Annotated in this window: 19 protein-coding genes and 1 pseudogene; 17 read left to right on the top strand and 3 right to left on the bottom strand. The window is 53.7% G+C overall.

Features of this window, described 5'->3' with window-relative positions:
* Both CFLAV_RS35825 and CFLAV_RS27940 read left to right on the top strand, forming a co-directional pair.
* A pseudogene (locus tag CFLAV_RS35825) lies at positions 1-344 on the top strand (hypothetical protein); the annotation flags it as partial.
* A 28-nt stretch (positions 345-372) separates the two neighbouring features.
* Complete coding sequence (locus tag CFLAV_RS27940) at positions 373-801, top strand: hypothetical protein (RefSeq protein WP_007418272.1); 429 nt, start codon at positions 373-375, stop codon at positions 799-801.
* 121 nt (positions 802-922) lie between these two features.
* On the opposite strand, the gene CFLAV_RS27935 is transcribed toward CFLAV_RS27940, so the two are convergent.
* The gene (locus CFLAV_RS27935) at positions 923-1243 is read right to left on the bottom strand and encodes a hypothetical protein (RefSeq protein ID WP_007418271.1); all 321 of its coding nucleotides are present in this window, start codon (positions 1241-1243) and stop codon (positions 923-925) included.
* 320 nt (positions 1244-1563) lie between these two features.
* Between CFLAV_RS27935 and CFLAV_RS27930 the strand changes: the two genes are divergently transcribed.
* From CFLAV_RS27930 to CFLAV_RS27900, 7 genes are all read left to right on the top strand, one after another.
* A complete protein-coding gene (locus tag CFLAV_RS27930) occupies positions 1564-1818 on the top strand; it encodes a hypothetical protein (RefSeq protein ID WP_160164678.1) in 255 nt (84 codons plus the stop codon).
* A gap of 224 nt (positions 1819-2042) precedes the next feature.
* Positions 2043-2597, top strand: coding sequence for a hypothetical protein (locus tag CFLAV_RS27925; RefSeq protein ID WP_007418269.1), 555 nt, complete (start codon positions 2043-2045; stop codon positions 2595-2597).
* A 109-nt stretch (positions 2598-2706) separates the two neighbouring features.
* Entirely contained in the window at positions 2707-3705 is a 999-nt protein-coding gene (gene corA / locus CFLAV_RS27920) for a magnesium/cobalt transporter CorA (RefSeq protein WP_007418268.1), read from the top strand.
* A gap of 49 nt (positions 3706-3754) precedes the next feature.
* Complete coding sequence (locus CFLAV_RS27915; RefSeq protein ID WP_007418267.1) at positions 3755-5023, top strand: two-component system sensor histidine kinase NtrB; 1269 nt, start codon at positions 3755-3757, stop codon at positions 5021-5023.
* Positions 5024-5040: 17 nt separating this feature from the next.
* The gene (locus CFLAV_RS27910; protein WP_007418266.1) at positions 5041-6426 is read left to right on the top strand and encodes a sigma-54-dependent transcriptional regulator; all 1386 of its coding nucleotides are present in this window, start codon (positions 5041-5043) and stop codon (positions 6424-6426) included.
* 2 nt (positions 6427-6428) lie between these two features.
* A complete protein-coding gene (locus CFLAV_RS27905) occupies positions 6429-8249 on the top strand; it encodes an ArnT family glycosyltransferase (protein WP_007418265.1) in 1821 nt (606 codons plus the stop codon).
* Positions 8250-8463: 214 nt separating this feature from the next.
* Positions 8464-8649 (top strand): hypothetical protein, encoded by a 186-nt coding sequence (locus tag CFLAV_RS27900; RefSeq protein ID WP_150107638.1) that lies wholly within the window; start codon positions 8464-8466, stop codon positions 8647-8649.
* 90 nt (positions 8650-8739) lie between these two features.
* Here CFLAV_RS27900 and CFLAV_RS27895 read toward each other — a convergent pair whose 3' ends face one another.
* Positions 8740-9192: a hypothetical protein gene (locus CFLAV_RS27895; protein WP_007418262.1), complete on the bottom strand. Its 453-nt coding sequence runs from the start codon at positions 9190-9192 to the stop codon at positions 8740-8742.
* A 229-nt stretch (positions 9193-9421) separates the two neighbouring features.
* Between CFLAV_RS27895 and CFLAV_RS35820 the strand changes: the two genes are divergently transcribed.
* Both CFLAV_RS35820 and CFLAV_RS27880 read left to right on the top strand, forming a co-directional pair.
* Positions 9422-10030 (top strand): hypothetical protein, encoded by a 609-nt coding sequence (locus CFLAV_RS35820; protein ID WP_007418260.1) that lies wholly within the window; start codon positions 9422-9424, stop codon positions 10028-10030.
* The gene (locus CFLAV_RS27880) at positions 9975-11762 is read left to right on the top strand and encodes a LamG domain-containing protein (protein ID WP_160164677.1); all 1788 of its coding nucleotides are present in this window, start codon (positions 9975-9977) and stop codon (positions 11760-11762) included. Before CFLAV_RS35820 ends, CFLAV_RS27880 begins: the two co-directional genes overlap by 56 nt.
* 156 nt (positions 11763-11918) lie before the next feature.
* Here the strand turns inward: CFLAV_RS27880 and CFLAV_RS27875 are convergent, their stop codons facing one another.
* Complete coding sequence (locus tag CFLAV_RS27875; RefSeq protein WP_007418258.1) at positions 11919-12857, bottom strand: AraC family transcriptional regulator; 939 nt, start codon at positions 12855-12857, stop codon at positions 11919-11921.
* Positions 12858-12940: 83 nt separating this feature from the next.
* On the opposite strand from CFLAV_RS27875, the gene CFLAV_RS27870 reads away from it, so the two are divergent.
* The 6 genes from CFLAV_RS27870 to CFLAV_RS27845 all read left to right on the top strand — a co-directional run bounded on the left by CFLAV_RS27870 (position 12941) and on the right by CFLAV_RS27845 (position 19151).
* Positions 12941-13768, top strand: coding sequence for an SDR family oxidoreductase (locus tag CFLAV_RS27870; RefSeq protein WP_040550533.1), 828 nt, complete (start codon positions 12941-12943; stop codon positions 13766-13768).
* Positions 13769-13988: 220 nt separating this feature from the next.
* Positions 13989-16190: a glycoside hydrolase family 31 protein gene (locus CFLAV_RS27865; protein WP_007418256.1), complete on the top strand. Its 2202-nt coding sequence runs from the start codon at positions 13989-13991 to the stop codon at positions 16188-16190.
* A 77-nt stretch (positions 16191-16267) separates the two neighbouring features.
* Complete coding sequence (locus tag CFLAV_RS37045) at positions 16268-16396, top strand: hypothetical protein (RefSeq protein ID WP_007418255.1); 129 nt, start codon at positions 16268-16270, stop codon at positions 16394-16396.
* A gap of 70 nt (positions 16397-16466) precedes the next feature.
* A complete protein-coding gene (locus CFLAV_RS27855) occupies positions 16467-17156 on the top strand; it encodes a hypothetical protein (protein WP_007418254.1) in 690 nt (229 codons plus the stop codon).
* Positions 17157-17194: 38 nt separating this feature from the next.
* Positions 17195-17431, top strand: a complete 237-nt coding sequence (locus CFLAV_RS27850; RefSeq protein WP_007418253.1) for a hypothetical protein — start codon at positions 17195-17197, stop codon at positions 17429-17431.
* A gap of 193 nt (positions 17432-17624) precedes the next feature.
* Positions 17625-19151 carry a YifB family Mg chelatase-like AAA ATPase gene (locus tag CFLAV_RS27845; protein WP_007418251.1) on the top strand — a complete coding sequence of 509 codons (1527 nt, stop codon included), beginning with the start codon at positions 17625-17627 and terminating at the stop codon, positions 19149-19151.
* The last annotated feature ends 91 nt before the right edge of the window (positions 19152-19242 follow it).

Below are 19242 nucleotides of genomic sequence, written 5' to 3'. Positions count from 1 at the left end.
AATTATCCAGCTATTTGATGAACGGCGCTGTGGACGGATATGGAGAGCCGCCGACCAAGCCAAATGGCAAGCCGGGAGGGCTTGCTCCCGATTCCTACAAGGCCACCCAGTTCCAGCAAGATGCAATCATCTTCTGGCAGCCGCTTGAAACCAACCCCGGTGACTGGAACGACGGTTCCAGCAAACCCGACGAAGGCATCACCAAGTTGCATTCGGTAGGCACTTCACTCGGCATCGTGGATGGGCACGTTGAATACATGCAAACCGTGAAGTTTTACGCCGAGGGAAACATCGTAACCAAGAATCGGGTTTGGTGCAACCCAGGCACCGTGGACGGCCGCTAATCAGTCTCTGAATCAAAGAAATCCGAAAATGAAAAACATTTTTCCCGGTATAATCCTTTTGTGCGCGAGTCTGACCTTGGCTCTCACTGGCTGTAACAAAAACGCCAACGCCAGGGGTGAACTTGAAAAAGCCGCCAGCCTGTTAGAGAAATCCGAGACGGCACCCGCACCCGTGGCGCAATCACCGCAACCTGCAGAGGCAACCACCACTGTGGCCTCCCCATCGCAACAGATGAATCAAGCCATGGCTGCGTATAAAAGTGGGAATCTCGAAGACACTGTAACGCGCCTGCAAATCCTTCGGGCTGCGCCAGCCATCTCCCCCCAACAACGCGTGGCTGTGAATGATGCCACGGCAGCAGTGATGGCTGATATATATGCCAGGGCGGCCAAGGGCGATGCCGGTGCGATGCAGGCCGTCAAACAATACGAGCAGATGCAAACCCACAGCCATTAGCAATGAGCTGTGCGGAATGATTTACCTCCTTAAAATACAAAGGAGCCGGAACTTTCGCACCGGCTCCTGCTTCTGCTTGCTTTGAGCGGCATCACTGCCGCTCAGCATGATGGTCTACTGCCTACCATCCGTGGCCATGACCGCGATCTCCCCCACGCTCCCAACCACGGTGATCATAGTCTCGGTGCCCATAACCGTAATATCCCGGCCGACCATAGTAATAGGACGGAGGCGCTACCACCACAAAGGGCGGAGGCGCAAACACTGGCCTCGGTTCAACATAAACCGGCGCAGGTGCCACATACACTGGTGCAGGCCGGCCGATGATAATCGGCGGCGGTGGCAGCAACGGCAGCCCGATGCCGATGTGGAAACCCACCCCGGCTTGAGCCGCGGAAACCGCTCCTACCAGCACTGCTGACAGTAACAATATTTTCTTCATACAATGGTGAGACGACTCCCTATATTTTTCATTTAAGCCAAACTCATCTTTTTATTAGTTTTTCGTTGAATAACTCCACTCCTGATTCGTCTCCCACTAACTCAATCGCTGGCCGAAATGACTAAAACAACCAACTAAATCCATGCTCCATCCCTTGACAAATACGGTTAAGTTCAACCGGAGAATCACGATGTTTTAATAGTGCAATACCCTTGCCATCGCCGCCAAAGTCTGCTTCACTTTTTCAATCAGGAAGTTCGCGCGTCAACCCCGTAATATTTGGAGTACCCAAAGCTATGGATGCCAAAGACGATAAAAAAATGGAGGACCTCATCTTGCACCAGTTGTATTCACAACCTGGACGCCAAGGCGTTCTGGTCCCCTCAATGTTCAGCCCGCCCATCATGCTGAGCAACATCTTCCGCATCGCCTGCGCCTTGAAAAGCAAGGGCTACACCACTCAACCTGATCGCCGCTCGGGTGGTTGGCACCTCAAACTACTCGATCCTGGCATCTCCGCCTGCCAGTCCGGAGTCACCACCTCTGGCAGCCCTCCCACTTTAAAGCGGTTGTAGCCTGTAGCTTGCCATTCTTCTCAGCATAGCCCGATCAGTGCAAAGCCAGGAGGTTGAGAGTTCGAATTATTGTATTGCAGGGAACGTCCTGGCCCTGCCTTCATCCGGCACGTCCGGAAAATTCCCCCCAAAACCCTCAATCAAAATTTGACGACGCCCCCCCACCAAGACCACAGTGTCTTAACGGAGCATCTTGCATCCAGTTTTAGATCCAAACAAACACAATGGAATTATCAATAGGTAAACTGCCTGATAAATTGAAGGCTGCCACCGCATCCGCAGCCAAATCGGTGGGCGTCGAAAATCCTCCTGTCTGGCAGAACACACAGGAGGTAGCCACCATCAACTTGCTCAACCTTCCCTCACTTTGCCTCTTCCTGGATCATGTCGCCAAGATTGAGGGCTTTAAGGATTCCAACCAGGCCTTGAAAAGCACCCGGTTGAAAAATTTGCCCTGGTGGGAAACCAGTATCTGGCTGCCACTTCTGTTCGATCCCCGGCCGGAACCGACCGTCGACAGCCTGGGTTCGCGGAGCTTTCTTGGAAGTTGCCCCGGACTCATCTCCGAGCTGGAAGACATTCAAAAAAAATCCGATTTGGATCTTGGCGTAACGCCGCCCGGTTATGAGGAAATGAGAGCGGCTCCCGAAAAGACTCAACGTTCCGGCTTCACCCTGCATGGCGACCATCGTGCAGCGATCCAGTGGGTCTGGAAAGGTCTTTACGACGGCGCCCAACTCGCCCTGCGCAACTCAGCTCCGATGATTGGTTTCAGCTAGGGAGTTTTCTGCCCGGCAAGGCCCCGAGACAATTAATTTTGTTCGCCGCGCCAATGACGGAGAATTCGTTGGCCAATCCCATCAGCTCTCGTTATCTTGGCATGGGACTATGATCCGCTCATTTGCGTTCACCACTCAGGGAAAACTGCATAGCAAAGACTTCCAGATTAACCTGATGCCCTCGCTGCTTGCGGATGCGAGTCTTTTCCTTTGGGTCGATCTGGAAAAAGCCACTGGCGAGGAATCCAGGCAAATATTGGATGAGGTATTCCACTTTCATCCCCTATCCATTGAAGATTGTATAGCGGAAAGCCCCACGCCCAAAGTGGAGGAATATAACCCCGGGGAATATGATCGATTCGCGTCTTACCTCTTCATGGTCATTCATGCCGTGGATTACAGTCGCAAGAATGGCTTTTTCGCCACCAAGGAACTTAATTTTTTCCTGGGAGAGAAATTCCTGGTGACTTACCACGATGTTCCTCTGCAACCCATAACTTCGGCCGAGGAACTTTGCCTGAAAGGCGCGACGCATGTGGCCCGCTCTCCTGACCGCATCGCCCATACCCTCCTGGACTATGTCGTTGACCATTATAATCCCGCCTTGAACGAACTTTCAGAGGAAATGGCGAATGTGGAAGCCCAGGCTCTGCAGAATCCGAATAAAAAAACTCTCAATACAATTCTTCGCCTGAAGAAAAAGGTCAATCGATTGCGACAAATCATGGGCCCGCAACGGGATGTCATGGCCCGTGTCGCGCGGGGTGAGTTTAAGGTGATTCATGCCGATCTCGTGCCGTACTATCGTGATGTTTACGATGGCCTTGTCCGTATTTCAGAACTGGCACAAAGCTACACCGATTCATTGACTGGCATTCTGCAGGTTTACCTCAACATGTCTTCCAACCAAACCGGTGAAGTTGTCAAACTGCTCACTCTAATTACTGTCATCACCACCCCCTTGATGATGATTGGCACCTGGTACGGGATGAACTTCAAAGACATGCCGGAACTGAGCTGGCGTCATGCCTATCCCATTGCGGGAGGCATTATGATACTTTCAACTGGCGCCACTTACTGGTATTTTAAGAAGAAAAAATGGTTTTAATGGTGACAACGGCACGATATTTGAAAATAAGCAGCTCAGCATTTCCACAATGCCTCCCAAATCCAGTTTTTTAGATAAAGTCTTAGGCCGTATCAACCGCCTCGACGCCGAAGGGTTGCAAACTGTTGTTCAACGCCTCGCCAGCGAACGCAGCTTCCTCGAGACTCTCTTCAATACCATTGAGGATGGTGTGCTGGTGATCGATGCCAACAGCAGGATTGTTTATTTTAATCAAGCGGTCACCCAACTCCTCGGCTTGAAATCTGATGACGCCGAAGGTCGTCCCATTTCGGACTTCCTCCCGGAAATGAATTGGAAAAAGCTTGCCGCAATGGATACCGCCGGCGGCCAGCGCGTGGTTCGGCACGAGTTTGAAGTCAATTTTCCACGCCCGCGCTTCATCCGGCTTTACGCCGCGCCGCTGGACGGCGAAGCCGTGGGCACTTCCGGCCTGGCCCTGATCCTGCACGACGCCACGGAGGCTCGTCAGAAGACCTTCGAAGCCATCGAAAGCGAACGTGTTCAGGCGCTCACTCTGCTTGCTGCCAGTGTAGCTCATGAAATCGGAAATCCCTTGAACGCACTGCACATCCATCTCCAGCTCATGGAGCGCGAGTTGAAGAAGCTTCGCTCTTTGCCAACTGAGCAGGTGGCCACCGGTGGACTGCGGGCCCGTCGCGCGGCTCGTGCTCAGGCAAGCACCGTCTCCGATGACCTCAGCGAAATCACTGCCAAAATGGAACAGTATCTGGGCGTTGCCAAAGGCGAAATCAACCGGCTCGACTATATCATTACCCAGTTCCTCCAGGCCCTGCGTCCAACTCCTCCTCAACTAAAGCCGACCTCGCTTAACGAGGTCGTCGAAAAAACCGTCACCCTGCTCCGCCCGGAACTGGACAACCGCGGCCTGACAGTGAAGGAAAAGCTCCTTCGCCAGTTGCCAAGCGCTCCGATCGACTCCGTCCAGCTCCAGCAGGTATTGGTCAACCTTTTCAAAAATGCCATGCAGGCCATGACCAAGGGCGGGGTTCTCACCCTGCAAACCGGCAAAGGGCTGGATGGTGTCTGGGTGAGTGTGGCGGATACCGGAGGCGGCATACCCCAGGAGCAGATTAATCGAATTTTCGACCCTTTTTATACGACCAAAAAAAAGGGTTCGGGACTGGGATTGATGATTGTGCAACGCATCGTTCGCGCCCATAACGGCAGAATTGAACTGGAAAGCCACGTCGGCAGAGGCACTACTTTCCGCATCTGGTTGCCTTTGCACGAGCGTTCACCGCGCTTGCTCAATGACGCGTCCACGGATAAAAAATAGGTCGGCAAACGTGAGACATGAAATTGACCGAGAAACCAATGCTGCTGATAGTCGACGATGAAAAGCCCACGCGTGACGGTTTGCGCGCTGCTTTGGAAGATCGTTACGACGTCTACGTGGCGGAAGATGCCAAGGCCGCCATGGAACTTCTCGAACGTGAGCACTTCACCATCCTGCTGACCGACTTTCGCCTCCCGAACGAAGACGGGATGAAATTGATTACTCGCGCCAAATCGCTTTCCAAGCCTCCCATCTGCATTCTCATGACCGCCTACGGCTCGGAAGAACTTGCCGTGGATGCCATGAAGCGAGGCGCGGATGATTACATTGCCAAGGGCCGCCTGCAGATTGATGAACTTGAAATGCGGATTGCCCGCGCGGTTCGCCAGCAGGACCTTGAGGTTGAAAACGCCAGCCTGCGCGCGCAACTTGAGACCAGGTTTGGCATGGAGAACATTGTTGGCGAATCACCTGCGATGCAGGAGGTCTTCGACGCCGTCCGACAAGTCGCCCCCCACCGCTCCACCGTTCTGTTGCTCGGCGAGAGCGGCACCGGCAAGGAGCTCATCGCCCGCGCCATACATCAACTCAGTCCCCGCAGCAAACAGTCCATGGTCACCGTCCATTGCGCCGGACTGCCTCCCACCCTGTTGGAAAGCGAACTATTCGGCCATGAGAAGGGCGCTTTTACCGGCGCACACGAGCGCCGCATCGGCCGCATCGAGCAGGCTCAGGGTGGCACCTTGTTTTTTGACGAAATTGGTGAAATTGATGCCAGCACGCAGGTCAAGCTGCTCCGCTTTTTGGGCGAAAGAACTTTTGAGAGGCTCGGTTCCAATAAGACCCTGACTGCCGATGTCCGCCTGATTGCCGCCACCAACAAAAATCTGGAGGAGATGGTCAAAGCCGGCACCTTCCGTGAAGACCTCTTTTTCCGCCTGAGCATTGTTCCCATCCGTCTCCCTCCCCTCCGCGAGCGTGCCGGAGACATTCCACTTTTGGCCCAGGGCTTCCTGAGCGAGTTCGCCACTGAAATGGGGAAACCGGTCAAAGATTATACCGCCGAAGCTTTGGAAGCCTTGATTAATTATCCATGGCCGGGCAATGTCCGTGAACTGCGGGCAGCCATTGAGCATGCGGTCGTGTTATGCAGAGGGGATCGTATCACCTTGCGCGACCTGCCGCCATCAACTCGCTCCGGAGGCGGTGGCACGGCTTTGGCCGGTGACCCCAAAAAAAATTTGGCAACCAATGACATGACTGTAAAAGAAGCTGAAAAACAACTAATTCTCCGCGCGCTGAAGGAGGCCAACGGGAACCGGACTTTGGCCGCAGCCAAAATTGGCATGAGCCGCCGCACACTGCATCGCAAATTGCATAGCTACCATCTGGAAGGATTTTAATAATGCCGTTTATTCAAGACTGGATTCATCGTGCCGAAGAAGGTGGCGGCACACGCTATCTGAAATATGCCCTGATAATCTTCGCCTTCGTGGCCATGATTCTGAGCTACAATTATCGCGGGTTCAAAAACATGTCCAACCTGGAGTCCATGGACGCCGCCCAACTGGCGCGCAATATTTCCGAGCACAAAGGGTATAAGACCCAATTCGTCCGTCCTTTCAGCACCTACCTCCTGCAGAAAGCCGCTGTTGAGAAGTACGGTCCTTTGCCCGTAGGCAACCTCGAAGACCGCGCCCAGCTTCACGCCATGCACCCGGACATCTCCAACCCTCCGGTGTACCCGCTCGCACTCGCTGGCCTGATGAAGGTCGTACCGTTCAAATATTCGGTCAGTTCACCCAAATCCATCTGGAACCGGGCCGGAGCGTTCTGGATGTACGAACCTGATTTTGCCATAAGCGTATTCAATCAGTTCCTGTTTTTTATCGGTGTGGTTCTCGTCTTCTTTATTGCCCGTCGTCTTTTTGATTCAGCGGTGGCCTGGACCTCGGCAGCAGTTTTCTTCGGAACCGATTTATTCTGGCGCTTCAGCATTTCCGGCCTTTCGACCATGCTGCTGATTGTCATTTTCCTGGTTTTGGTTTTGGGTTTGATTTTGCTTGAGCAGGCGGCGCGTGACGGCAAATGGAAGGAGTCGTCACTTCTCGCGCTCGCAGCCACGGTTGGAGTCTGCGTTGGCATCGGCACATTGACACGTTATTCATTTGGCATATTGATGCTTCCCATCCTCTTGTTTTTCATTCTATTCCTGCCCCAGCGGAGGGTAATCTTCTCTCTCGCAACAATTGCGGCGTTCGCTGTCGTCCTCGCTCCCTGGGTTTTCCGCAATTACCGCCTCAGTCATACCGCCTTCGGCACTGCCCAATACGCCATTTACGAAACCGTGGCGCCCTTCACTGAACATCGGCTGTCACGCTCGCTCAAACCTGACTTTTCCCAGGTTCACTACAATCAAATTTGGTTTAAATTCCTCGGCAACTTTCGCTCGGAAGTAGCCGAAGATCTTCCCCGCATCGGCGGCAATTGGGTCAGCGCTTTCTTTTTAGCCGGGCTGCTTATCAGCTTCAAGCATCCCGGCCTGAACCGCCTGCGTTTCTTCCTGCTTTTCTCACTGTTTGCTTTTCTGGTCGCTCAGGCCCTTTTCCGAACGCAGTTGGCTGAAGATTCACCCATCATCAATTCTGAAAACCTTCTGGTGATTTTGGCTCCTTTGATCATAATTTTTGGAGTCAGCCTTTTTTATACCCTGCTGGACCAGGTATCCTTCCCGATTCCCCAACTGCGAAGCCTGGCCATAGGTGGATTCTGCGCCATTCTCTGCCTGCCCATGATTTTAACCTTCGTCTCGCCACGAGTGAATACCATCGCTTATCCACCTTATTATCCACCCATTATTCAAAAAATCTCGAGCTGGATGAAGCCTGACGAGCTCATGATGAGTGACATCCCAGCCGCGATAGCTTGGTACGGTGATCGCCAATGCATGTGGCTTCCCTTGAATGCTCAGGACGATTTTTTCCAGGTGAATGATTACCTGAAACAAGTTCACGCGGTGTATCTCACTCCCCAAACCATGGATGGCCGTTTCCTGACACAATGGGTGCGTGCCGGTGAACATAGCTGGGGCAGTTTCATCCTGGAAAGCATGGTAAAAAAAGAATTACCCCCGAATTTTCCCTTGCGAAAGTCCCCCTCGGGTTTCCTTCCGGAACAACTTTTCCTGACGGATCGCGATCGCTGGTCTGAAGCGGCCATTCAATAAGCTGACGGGGCCGCCTGCCTTGACCAGGTGATTTGCCCGCCAGCTATTAACTTTGCTTATGATGCGTGCGCCTCCAGCACGTGCCAGCATTATCAGTTCCATCTAAATCAGCATTCAAAAAATTTCGGGGCAAAAGTGGTTTTTAGCTTGAATAACTGACCTGAAGCTGCGTCAGATGGTCAAAAGCACTGTGAACCCTGAACTCCCAACATCCATGGACTCCGCTCCCGCAGACGGGATCTTTAAAAAAGATGGCGTCTATTATCTGCGACTGCTCTTTCCGTGGGAGACTCAGTTTGTCAACATCGCTCTGCACGGCGCTCTCAGCTACGCGGATGCGTTGAAAACATTCCAACTCCTTTATTCGCGGATCAAATCGTTGCCCGCTTACATTCCCTGATTCCTTTCCGCTAAGAAAGCTTTGGCTCTTCTCTTGGAAGCTACTTCACGTTACACACACTGTGGATGAGACGGATCCACCTGCGTTTCCTCAAGTGTAAGAATAACCCTTAATGAGCAAGTAGGCCCAGGCCCCAAAAAAGACCATGGGCATTAAAATCGGGCCAATCCATCCGCTATACAACAAGAGCTGATCTTTTCCTATCGTGGGCAAATAATCCGCCTCCCTCGTCATTGGCCTCAGCAAACCCCGCCACCGACGTATCGCCACCCATGCCGCCAAAATGCCAACAAAGCTCAGCAGACAGAAGCACGCGCCGGTAATGGGCACTAAAGGAAACAGAAAATCGTTGCCGGGTGTGGGAAACGGAGTATTTCCCCGGTGACCAATCGTCAAGGCAGTCAGGAGAAACGCCTGGGACCCGGTAAACCAATTCAACCGACTGCTCATCACATTGTCCTCACGCGCAATCTCGTTCCGGATGGCCTTGTAACGCTCAAAGGTCTCCTGGTCGTAGGTCGATTGCTTTTCAACGTCGCTCATCGCAGAATTTACTTCGGTTGAGAACTCTCCTCTAACAAATGGAGCTTACTCCACGAGGTGCCGCACCGCCAGTTCTCGGCTGGACATTGGAAGGCTTCAAAAACCTGATTTCCGACCTCCTCCAAACCGGTCAACCGAATCACCATTTATTATTGAATTCCGACAAGCGAGTGATACAGTTGTGTCTGTTCCCTGCATTCAGTTTAACCAAACCAATCCCCTATCTCCCATGAGAAAAATAATTCTCGGTGCCGCAATTGCTGCGGTTGCTGGCATGTTCAGCACACGTGCCGGTGTCATTATTTGGCAATCACCCCAGGTCATTACCGGGGCGGCTGACGTGCTCACCAATGGAACATATTTTGGTTCCTGGGCCCCATACGATGGTGGCGCGAATGGCATGCCGGTTAACGGCGTGACCTTTCAGGGTTTCTCGGATTTGCCCAGTCTGGCCTCGAGCTTTGATGGCGGCCAAAACGGCTATAATGGATTCGCATCGCCAGGCACTCCGGACGTCAATTATAACAATCTCCTGCAATACGCTGCCTTCGCCAACGGCATCAGCCTCACCTTCAGTTGGGGCGGCATGACGCCAGGCCACACTTATGAAGTTCAGTTATGGGCGAATGACGCCCGTGGCGTGACTGGAGGGCGTTGGGAGAACTTCAGCGGAGGAGCCATTGGCGCCACTGCTTATGGCACCGACACTTCAGACCCCGTTGGTTATTCTTCACCCCTCTTTAGCGGCAACGCCAGCGCCGGATATTATATTGTCGGCACCTTTGCGGCGGACAGTTCCCGGTTCGGAGGAGGTTTTGTTGACGGCATTTGCCAATAGCACTGCCAGCGCGCAGATCAACCTCGTGCAAGTCCGCGACATCACCACACCACCCTCGCAACCGATTAATGGCGGATATTCCGCAGCGGTGTTGTCCGACCATCCGTTGGCTTATTACCGGCTCAATGAACAAGGCCCGCTGCTGCCGGACATCTCCACCAACAGCGGCAGTCTCGGAGTAGCGGGAAACGCGACGAATTTTCCCGGCGCCGGACACCAGATTGCGGGGGCGATCGCAGGCGACCTGAACACGGCGATGACGTTTAGCGCCATTGACACCAATTCTGACGACGGCGGAGTGCCCGTGATTATTCCCTACAATTCTGCTTTAAATGCTTCCAGTTCGTTCACCATCGAGGCATGGCTGCGACCAACCGAGGAAGGCGCGGGGAACGCGCAGTGTCCGCTCTTTAACTGCCAGGCCAGCACTGAAGACTATGGCTGGGACTTCTACCAGCGCGCGTCCGACGCGGGAGCCGGCCCTCAAGGTTTCGAATTCTATATGAACGATGCCAGCGGAGCGCGGGTGGCAGATGCCGTGGGCGGCACTTATACCGTGGGCCAATGGTGTCATTTGGTAGCGGTTTATAACTCGAGTGCTGCCACCGCCACGCTTTATGTGAATGGAGCGCAGGTGGCTCAATCCGCCGGCATCAGCGGATATGTGCCAAACCCTTCCTACCCGATGTCCATTGGCGGCTATTCGGACGGATCGCAGAATCCGTTTGTTGGCGACATTGACGAATTTGCGTATTACACCAGCGCGTTGTCATCGGCCCAGGTCCTCGCGCATTACCAGAATGGAACCAATGCCTCGCGGAGTACTCCATACAAGTCGCTCATCACTTCGGACGGCGCGGTGGAATACCTGCGACTGGATTCGCCCGCAGTCAATGTGGCGGTCAATGCCGGCACTCTTGGGTCGCTGGCAAATGGCGTTGACTCCAACACTGGTAACCCGGTGTCCGGCCCCGCTGCGCCGCTTTTCCCCGGCTTTGAATCCCCTGGCACTAACCTCGCCGAGTTTTTTGATGGCACCAGTGATTATGTCGAGCTGTTGAATCCGCCAGGTTTGAATTTCACCGGGCCAATTACACTGGAGGCATGGATTCAACCCGCCGCGACGCAGCATACCGCGGGTGATATCATCGCCCACGGCCACAATCACGACGCCACCGCGGAAGTGGTGTTGCGCGTCAACGACACCACCAGCTATCAAATTTCATCATATGATGGTATTAACAACTACGGCGCCTCAGCCCCCATCCCGGCGCAGGACTTGGGCAACGGCAACTGGGTCCATCTGGTCGGAACTTACGACGGTGCCAGTTGGAATCTCTACCGCAATGGCGTGCTGGTCGGGTCCTCGGGTGCCGATGTCGGCTCCTTGCCAGTGCCCAATGCCAGCTGGGCCATCGGCGCGCGCGGAAGATGGAAGTACGCCAGCGGTTATCCGATCAACGGGCTGGATCGGCAATTCACCGGTGCCATTGATGAAGTGGCCATTTACGATCACTCCCTGACACCAGATCGCGTCCAGGCACATTACAACGAAAGTTTGCAGGGCCTGAAGTTAAGTATCTCCGGCGGACAGGTGACACTGACATGGGTGCTGGGCACCCTGGTGAGTTCCACCAGTGTCACCGGGCCGTATGCACCAGTGTCAGGCGCGACCTCGCCGTATCAGCCCACGCTTAGTGCGGGTCCCCATTTCTATCGCCTCAAATACTGAGCGAACTATTGGGCTACACACAATGGAAGCCGGGAGCATTCCCGGCTTCCATTCGTCACATTCATTTCGGCTTTCCGTGGCCTTTTACTGGCACTCCCTTTTGCAAAAAAGTCCTGCTTTATCGGGAATTAAGATGGAACTATTCTTTGTGCCGTACTAGCGCGACGGGCGTTTAGCGCGCGTCACATCAGTTGTCGTCTTGATGAACTGTTTTGGCGACTGCCCTGTTTCGCGGCTGAAGGCCGTGCTGAACCCGCTCGCGGATTCATAACCCACGGCGAGTGCTGTTTCGGTGACCGTTTTTTGCCCGGAGTTGAGCATGGCCTTGGCAACCGACAGCCGCCAATGCAACAGATAGTTCAGTGGAGTCATTCCGATTACCCGGCCGAAGCGCGCTGCAAAAGAAGACCGAGACATGCCGGCTTCGCGCGCGAGTGTAGCGAGCGTCCACGGATGCTCAGTTCGCGTGTGGATACCACGCAAGGCCGTCGCCAACTGTGGATCACGAAGTCCTGCCAGCAATCCGGTCGCATTCAAGTCGGATTGAACGGAGCGCAAGGCTTCAACGAGCATGATTTCGATGAGGCGCGTTAACACGAGCGACTGACCCGCGCGCTTTTCCAACGCCTCGCGCTTGATGAGTTCGATAATGGGCACCACGCTGCCAATGCCAGGGTCATTTCCGCGGAGGTGGACCATCTTCGGCAATAAGTCGAGTAGCATCGAGGAATTGATGGAATCAAAGGTGAAATAGCCGCCCAGAAGGCTTGCAGATGGTTTTGTCGTTGCGTCGCCATGAAAAACCTCCTCCAGCTGCTTTCCGGACGGAATGGGCTTCATTGACTTCGGCTTGGTCTTTGAGTCGCTCGCCAAGGTAAACCCCGGCGTGGCCGGAAACAAAACGAAGTCGCCCGTTTCAAGAATTTTGGCTGGAATTCCATCTGGGGATAACCAGCACGGCCCTTTGAGAACCAGTGCGAAGCTCGGATGACCAAACTTGGAGTAGCTCACACCCCAGCGCCCGCTGCCATGCACGAGCGTGGCCACGATCGCTTGCGGCTTAAGAAGGGTGACAACAGCGGCTAAAGCATCCATTTGGACTATCTCAAATGAATCTCGGACTTGCTCTTATAGCAAGTCCGAAATTTGCTGCTATCGTCGATGTCATGCAAAAACATATGAATTCCACTGTTCTCATCACCGGTTGCTCCTCTGGTTTCGGCAAGGCGAGCGCCGCATTGTTCCTCACGCGCGGCTGGAACGTCATCGCCACGATGCGTTCGCCCAAGCCAGAGTTGTTCGAAGTGAGCGATCGGTTGCTCATCACTTCGCTCGATGTCACCAATCCGAAGAGCATTTCCGACGCTATAGCGAAAGGGATCGAGCGATTCGGAAAGATTGACGTTCTCGTCAACAATGCCGGGATCGGCCTCTTCGGAGCACACGAGGTAACACCAGACGAAACCATCCGTCAGGTGTTCGAAACAAATACCTTCGGTGTAATGACGGCCAACCGCGCCATTGTTCCTCACATGCGCGAACGCGGATCGGGAACGATTATCAACGTGACATCAAGCGCTGGCATCGCGCCGATGCCGATGGTGGCGGTTTACACGGCGAGCAAATACGCAATCGAAGGATTCTCGGAATCGCTGGCATACGAGCTTGGAACGTTTGGCGTTCGGGTCAAGATCGTCGAGCCCGGACTCGCTCCCTCGACAAGCTTCGCCGCCAATTCCGGTGGTCGCTGCGACAATCTGATTCCTCCCGCTTACGCCGAGTATGCGGGAGGTTACCTCAAATCAATGCAGGACTATCCCACCGCCTATACCAGCCCCGAAGATGTCGCTGAGGCCGTCTATACCGCTGCGACCGATGAGAGCAATCGCCTTCGTTATCCAGCGGGCGCTGACAGCGTGATGTTGGCCGAAATGCGCAAATCACTTCCGGAGAAGGTGTTTTTGGCACGTGTGCGCGCAATGACCGGAGGCAACCAAACAGAATAGCAAAGATCACTACGTGGGGACCTCCGCCTTCCCGCATGTAAACTCCGTCCTGGCAATTCGCTCCCTCCACCTCTTTTCCCGAGGCTGCTACCGCAGTCTCTCGAAAAAGGGGACATGCTCACGGAATTAGGACAACGCCTTTCGGGAAGAATTGTCAAATTGCGCCCGCCTGATAGATCATCCTCGACGACTTCTTTGTAGCGATGTTAACTCAGCCTAAGTGAAAACACTCCAACCGCTCTCGCCGCCGAAGGCCTTCTCAAATTCCGCCCGGACCATCGTCAGATTATCGTTTTTGATAACCGCCCTTGCCGTCCGGGCCTCGGAACCCGCCGGCTCCGGCCCTCAGGCGACGCTGGTGGCCCCGGGCATCTGGCGGATCCATTTCGGCAATCCAGAGCCCTTCACTCCCATCCATTTCCAGAGCGCACCCATGGACTCGTCGGCCCTCAAGACGATGCCTGACAAGAAGCCCATTCCCGTGGACCAAAACAAAATCTCATTCCGATGCTCTGATCGCGGATGCTCCGTGCTCCTGCCGATGAAGTCAGGTGAAAGCATCTATGGGCTGGGGTTGAGCACGAAATTGTTCGATTTGACGCAAGGCAAAAACGGCCAATCCGGCCGCCATGTCTTCCTCAAACCAACCGATTCCCCAGAAAATGAACTGGGTGAATCCCACGCGCCTGCTCCATTTTACGTTTCCTCAGAAGGCTACGGCGTGTTTATCGACACAGCCCGGTTCGCCTCATTTTACACGGGGAATAACTCGCCGACGCTCGACGCCGTCGAAACCCACGGCCGGGAAGTGAAAACCAACACCACCGGTCGCCCGCGAGGCATGAAAACGATGCTGGTGGACGTACCCGCGGCCAAAGGTCTGGACATTTATGTGTTTGCCGGTCCAACCATGCTCGACGCAGTCAAGCGCTACAATCTTTTCTCAGGCGGCGGCGTAGTCCCGCCATTATGGGGTTTGGGCATTCAATATCGCGGCCACGCCAAACTCGGCGCCGATGAAACACTCGAACTAGCCAACCGCCTTCGCGCCGACCACCTCCCGTGTGACGTCTGGGGCATCGAACCGGGCTGGCAATCCAAAGCGTATTCCTGCTCCTTCGTCTGGAACTCCAACACCTTTCCCGATCCCGACGGTTTCCTCCAGAAAATGCGCGGCCTGAATTACCACATGAATTTCTGGGAACACGCCTTCACCCATCCTTCCTCCCCGATTTACAACGAGCTCAAACCCTGGGCAGGAAATTATTTTGTATGGGGCGGTCTGGTCCCGGATTTCGCCTCTCCCAAGGGCCGCCAAATATTTCTCCATCAACAGAAAGTGGCTCTGTTCGACCATCAGGTCGAAGGCGTGAAACTGGACGAGTGCGATTACCAGCCGGAATCCCCCGCTCCATGGTCATTCCCGCTGAATACTGCCTTCCCTTCCGGCTTGGATGGCGAACAAATGCACTCGCTCTTCGGCTTGCTTTACCAGCAGGTGATGCTGGAATCCTATCGCGAAAAGGGTCTGCGCACCTGGGGCCTCGTACGCAACTCTCACGCACTGGCGAGTTCCCTTCCCTACGTCGTTTACAGTGATTCCTACGATCATCATTGCTACGTCCGCGGCCTCGTCAACGAGGGGTTCAACGGCCTGCTTTGGACCCCTGAGGTACGTGACGCCACTTCCCTGGAGGATTTTTACCGCCGTCTCGAAACTGTCCTCTTCTCCCCCAACGCCCTCATCAATTCCTGGTTCATCCGCAACCCGCCCTGGTACCAGATCAATCGCGAAAAAAATAATCGCAACGAATTCATGCCCGAACGGGTGGACGCGACGGACGGCGTGCGGCAATTGCTGCAACTCCGGATGAGTTTCATCCCCTACCTCTACTCTGCCTTCAACGAATACCGAACCACCGGCAAGCCCCCCATTCGCGCCTTGGTGCTGGACTGGCCCACAGACCCGAAAGTCCGCCAAATCGACGATCAATTCATGTTCGGCGATTCCGTTTTGGTGGCCCCCATGTTCGCCGGCCAAAACCAGCGGGATGTCTATCTGCCCGCCGGCGATTGGTATGATTATTGGACCCGCGAGAAATGCAGCGGAGGCAAAACAATTACCGCCACGAATGGAGTCAATCAAATTCCCTTGTTTGTGAAAGCCGGCACTCTGCTCCCGCTGGCCGAACCCGTGGAATTCGTCAAGCCGGACACCTGTTTCAAAATCACCGTCAATATCGTCGGTCCCAATCCTTCCGACTTTATACTGTACGAGGACGACGGCGTGACCTCGGCTTATGCCAGGGGCGAACAGAATAAAATCAAACTCCACACCAAGGGTGATAGCCATTCCGTTCAGCGCAGCGGCAATTATCACGGTCCGGATCGATTCAAGATTGTCGCCTGGCAACAGTTTTGAACGGCCAACAAGGTAAATTTCATACCGGTTTCAAAAACCTGATTGCAGTTCTTCGCCGGCTCGGAGATAACTTTCCCATGTTAGCAAGGGTTTGTTCCGCAGCCGTAAACGGCATCGAGGCGTTTCCGTTCGAAGTTGAAGTCAATGATGGTTACGGCGATAGCAAAATTGTTATCGTTGGCAACATTAACCTTAAGCAACTTTAAAGATAATTTTGGGACTTGTAGATGTAAATATTAAGTCGGTATTCTGACATACGTAATCCAAAGGAACTCCATGGCAACCACAACACTCATAACAAAGACCGCGTTAAGGAAAATATACGACTCCCTTGACGCTAGTTTTTTTTCTGCTGCTAGCTTCAGAATCGACACACCGCAAAAAGAGGTGTTCGCTCGAATTCATTATCTCGACAACGATTCCTATTATTTCCTTTTTTATGAAAAAGATGGGAATATGTCAGTTCAATTTTCCCCCGGAGAATTAAAAAATGTTCATACTGAGAGGATACACGGATTGGATGGTTGCATAGATAAAATTAGTGATTGGTGTGTTTACATCCAGCGCGAACTCAAGACAGGAAACCCCTTCTACGATGAACTTGAAAAAGTGAAAGCTGAATTCGCGGAAAAACTGAACAATCATTTTAGTGACGCTACTGCGCATTTTTCTAGCGAAGAGGCCGCGCAACTTCACTCCAGATTTGATGAATTGCTGCAAAAATTTGGGGAACTTAAGAAGCAAAATGGCATTAATGAAGAGGAACTGCGCAAGGTGAAGGAAACTGTGGCCACATTGCAAAGGGCAATTGAAGAGGTGCCCAAAAAGACATGGTATCGGAGCGCGGGGAACAAACTCATGGATTTGAGCAAAAAGTTTCTTCAGTCGAAGCAAGGACAACAACTCATTGCAAACGTGGGAGAAAAACTTCTTACAGGCGGGCAACCACAGTCACCGGAGCTGTAGCATGATTAAGCCGCAATAACCAATCACAGGAACCGAACATGACAGACCAAGAAACAGCAAAAAAAGTTTTCGATAGCCTCTTTGTGAAGCAGCGGGCGGCACAAACGAAAGAGGAAGTAGAGCAACGTTTATTTGTCGCTCACACCCTCATCAATTCCGTATTGATGAACAACACCGCAACGGGAGAAGTGATAGAGAAGTGGGAGGAAGAATTGTCAGATATTGAGGAGCATCTGAACGAGTTGCGGACTAAGATCGCTCAAGCCAAAACTTGAGCGAGCAAGACGCAAATAGCGCGCGCGCAAATAAACACACACAGCGCGCCTAGTCTCAAGCTGCACAAGCTAGAATCCGCTTTACCGCTGTAGCTGTCCACTTGCCCCCCTCTGGCGGTCTGTTCGCCGCGTTTGTTCATGCAATTCCAAAAACCTGATTGCAGTTCTTCTCCGGCTCGGAGATAACTTTCCCATGTTAGCAAGGGTTTGTTCCGCAGCCGTGAATGGCATTGAGGCGTTTCCGGTCGAAGTTGAAGTTAATGATGGTTACGGCGATAGCAAAATTGTTATCGTCGGCCTGCCGGATGCCGCCGTGAGAGAGTCAATCGATCGCGTGAGCACGGCGCTACAAAACTCCGGCTTCAAATTTACCTTCGGCAAAACCACCATCAATCTCGCGCCTGCCGACGTAAAAAAAGAAGGACCCAGTTTCGATCTGCCCATCGCCGTAGGCATCCTGGCCGCCAGTGAACAGATTGAGACCGACCAACTCGACAATTTCGTCATGGTTGGCGAACTCGCCCTGACGGGTGCCATCCGGTCGGTCAAAGGGATTCTGTCGATTGCCATTCAAGCTCGCGACGCCGGGAAAGCTGGCATTCTTGTCCCCGCTGAAAACGCCGCCGAAGCCGCCGTGGTCAATGGCTTGCTTGTCATCCCGGTTCGCAACCTCCGTGAAGCTGCCAGCTTCCTTGGAGGCGAACTGAAGATCAGTCCCACCAAGGTCGATATTGCACAAATCTTCGACCAGCCCATGGATGAGGAATATGATTTTGCGGATGTGAAAGGTCAGGAATCGGTGAAGCGCGCCCTGGAGATTGCCGCTGCTGGTGGTCACAATGTTTTGCTCATCGGCCCACCCGGTACCGGCAAATCCATGCTCGCCAAGCGGCTCGCCACCATTCTTCCTCCTCTCACGTTGCAGGAAGCACTCGATACGACCAAAGTCCATAGCATTGTCGGACTTCTCAAACCTGGTCAGGCACTGGTCACCCGCCGCCCTTTCCGCGCTCCACATCACACCGCCTCCGATGCCGGCCTGCTGGGCGGCAATATCAATCCAACTCCCGGCGAAATCTCCCTGGCACATCATGGAGTGTTATTCCTGGATGAACTGCCTGAATTCAAGCGCAGCGTTTTGGAAACCATGCGCCAACCTTTGGAAGAAGGCCACGTCACCATCTCACGCGCTGCCGGCACCATGACCTTCCCCGCGGAATTCATGCTGGTGGCCGCGATGAATCCGACGCCGGACGGAAAAATGCCGCACGAGTCAAAAAGTTCTCCCCGCGAAATTCAAAATTACCTCGGTCGCATTTCCGGTCCTCTGTTGGACCGCATTGATCTGCACATCGAAGTGCCGCAGGTTAAATTCCGCGAAATTACCGGGGAACGAACCGGGGAGGCTTCCGCTCAAATCCGTGACCGCGTCGTCGCCGCCCGGGAACGCCAGCAGAAGCGCTTTTCTGCAAAACCCTCGATTTCCTGTAACGCCCGCATGGGCAGCCGCGAGTTGAAAACCTATTGCGCCATCGATGCGGACACGTTGGAATTGCTCAAGTTCGCCATGTCGGATCTCAAACTCAGCGCGCGCGCCTATGATCGCATTCTTAAAGTCGCTCGCACCATTGCTGACCTGGCCGGTTCCGAACACATCGCCAGCGAGCACGTCTCCGAAGCCATCCAGTATCGCACGTTGGACAGGCAGTTGTGGACTTGAGCGCTGAGCAGCTTTCAGAAGTGTTGATCCTGGTCGAGTGCTGCTGCGATGCGTTTAGAAAGCGTTCCACTTGGTTTCGGCCGACCACTAA

It is taken from the genome of Pedosphaera parvula Ellin514 (assembly GCF_000172555.1).
Lineage (GTDB): Bacteria > Verrucomicrobiota > Verrucomicrobiia > Limisphaerales > Pedosphaeraceae > Pedosphaera.
This window is presented reverse-complemented; position numbering and strand designations above follow the sequence as displayed.

Excerpts from the sequence above, each read along its gene's own strand:
- CFLAV_RS27940 (WP_007418272.1), top strand. The coding sequence starts at position 373 with ATGAAAAACATTTTTCCCGGTATAATCCTTTTGTGCGCGAGTCTGACC.
- CFLAV_RS27935 (WP_007418271.1), bottom strand. The coding sequence starts at position 1,243 with ATGAAGAAAATATTGTTACTGTCAGCAGTGCTGGTAGGAGCGGTTTCC.
- CFLAV_RS27930 (WP_160164678.1), top strand. The coding sequence starts at position 1,564 with ATGGAGGACCTCATCTTGCACCAGTTGTATTCACAACCTGGACGCCAA.
- CFLAV_RS27925 (WP_007418269.1), top strand. The coding sequence starts at position 2,043 with ATGGAATTATCAATAGGTAAACTGCCTGATAAATTGAAGGCTGCCACC.
- corA (WP_007418268.1), top strand. The coding sequence starts at position 2,707 with ATGATCCGCTCATTTGCGTTCACCACTCAGGGAAAACTGCATAGCAAA.
- CFLAV_RS27915 (WP_007418267.1), top strand. The coding sequence starts at position 3,755 with ATGCCTCCCAAATCCAGTTTTTTAGATAAAGTCTTAGGCCGTATCAAC.
- CFLAV_RS27910 (WP_007418266.1), top strand. The coding sequence starts at position 5,041 with ATGAAATTGACCGAGAAACCAATGCTGCTGATAGTCGACGATGAAAAG.
- CFLAV_RS27905 (WP_007418265.1), top strand. The coding sequence starts at position 6,429 with ATGCCGTTTATTCAAGACTGGATTCATCGTGCCGAAGAAGGTGGCGGC.
- CFLAV_RS27900 (WP_150107638.1), top strand. The coding sequence starts at position 8,464 with ATGGACTCCGCTCCCGCAGACGGGATCTTTAAAAAAGATGGCGTCTAT.
- CFLAV_RS27895 (WP_007418262.1), bottom strand. The coding sequence starts at position 9,192 with ATGAGCGACGTTGAAAAGCAATCGACCTACGACCAGGAGACCTTTGAG.
- CFLAV_RS35820 (WP_007418260.1), top strand. The coding sequence starts at position 9,422 with ATGAGAAAAATAATTCTCGGTGCCGCAATTGCTGCGGTTGCTGGCATG.
- CFLAV_RS27875 (WP_007418258.1), bottom strand. The coding sequence starts at position 12,857 with ATGGATGCTTTAGCCGCTGTTGTCACCCTTCTTAAGCCGCAAGCGATC.
- CFLAV_RS27870 (WP_040550533.1), top strand. The coding sequence starts at position 12,941 with ATGAATTCCACTGTTCTCATCACCGGTTGCTCCTCTGGTTTCGGCAAG.
- CFLAV_RS37045 (WP_007418255.1), top strand. The coding sequence starts at position 16,268 with ATGTTAGCAAGGGTTTGTTCCGCAGCCGTAAACGGCATCGAGGCGTTT.
- CFLAV_RS27855 (WP_007418254.1), top strand. The coding sequence starts at position 16,467 with ATGGCAACCACAACACTCATAACAAAGACCGCGTTAAGGAAAATATAC.
- CFLAV_RS27850 (WP_007418253.1), top strand. The coding sequence starts at position 17,195 with ATGACAGACCAAGAAACAGCAAAAAAAGTTTTCGATAGCCTCTTTGTG.
- CFLAV_RS27845 (WP_007418251.1), top strand. The coding sequence starts at position 17,625 with ATGTTAGCAAGGGTTTGTTCCGCAGCCGTGAATGGCATTGAGGCGTTT.